This is a genomic window from Pseudolactococcus yaeyamensis (assembly GCF_054658615.1).
Window position 1 is genome coordinate 1 of record NZ_BAAGGP010000185.1, and the last position, 1198, is coordinate 1198.

Below are 1198 nucleotides of genomic sequence, written 5' to 3' on the forward strand. Positions count from 1 at the left end.
GGTGCGGTAACTATTGGTAGTGTTGGCGGTAAACCAGTTGTCAAAACACCCAATAATAACATGGCTTCTGAAAAGTTTTCGCAAATTGTTCAAGCGCTTGTCGGGAATAACACAAGTTCAATCAAGTATGTGGCTAATAACTTAGCTTGGCAATCTAACACAACGATTGAGGGCGCTCGTCCTGTCCCAACAACTGGTATCGGCTATTTCATGAGACAAGATGGTTTTGAAAATGCGCAAGCGGTCAAAATGGACGAGGGACAAAGTATTCTCATTAAAAACATGGGAACTGTCAAGGATATGTCTGGGGTCACTATTCCGATTGATGTTAAATTAACCCTAAACTCCTACAATCCGATTGACAATTCAAGTGGTACAGCCTTACCCAAAACAGGACTGTTAGTTGCCCTACAAGGTCTAGCTAGTGATGGTACGCTCCAGATTGATACAGGCGCACCTTTTGAGGGGGCTACTGGTGGTGGAGGTCAAGGAGAAACTGGCGGAGCTGGTGGCTCAGGGTCGGGCGGTACAGGTTGGTGGAATACTTCTGGTGTTGCGCAACTAGACCAAGTGACTTTTAGCTATACTCTTCTTAATCATGACACTGGTGCTGTACTTGATAATGTCTTACAAGCTACTCGCTATTCAGATATTGACTCAGGACAAAAAGTAACAATAGGTAGTGTTGGTTATCAAGGTATCATTTTATCATCTGATACACAAATCACTTTAAATAATGGTGTTTTAGCTGGTCCGAGTACCACGACAAATGAAACTGACGGTTCAATTCTTGGTGTCAAAAGTTTAATAAAAGTATCCACTAACACAACTAATGCGGTTAAATATGACGGAGAAAATCATAAGTCGACAATCGCTCTAGGTGCTTTTGGGAAAACAGACTTAAAAATGGACTTTACAGGCGACTTGCTTATTACAAAAACAGGTGTGGCATCAGGCGATAAGATGTGGAATGGCAATTACACGCTGAAAGGCAACGAGTTCACGGTTAAAAACGTGCTAACAGGTAAAACCTATACCGCTACGACTGACGAAAAAGGGAAGGCACTACTTAAAGGCTTACCAGTTGGCTTGTATGATGTGCCTGAGACAAAAGCAAGTAACGGCTTTGTGAATAGCTTTAAAACGGTGCGAGTTGAGGTTAAGCCAAACGGTCAAACTGCACTAGGCTACAATGAAG

1 protein-coding gene is annotated in these 1198 nt (G+C 42.6%); it reads left to right on the plus strand.

Annotated features, from left to right (window positions below):
- On the plus strand, positions 1 to 1198 hold a 1198-nt coding region (locus tag ACYQ21_RS15605; RefSeq protein WP_460059597.1), incomplete at both ends, for a prealbumin-like fold domain-containing protein.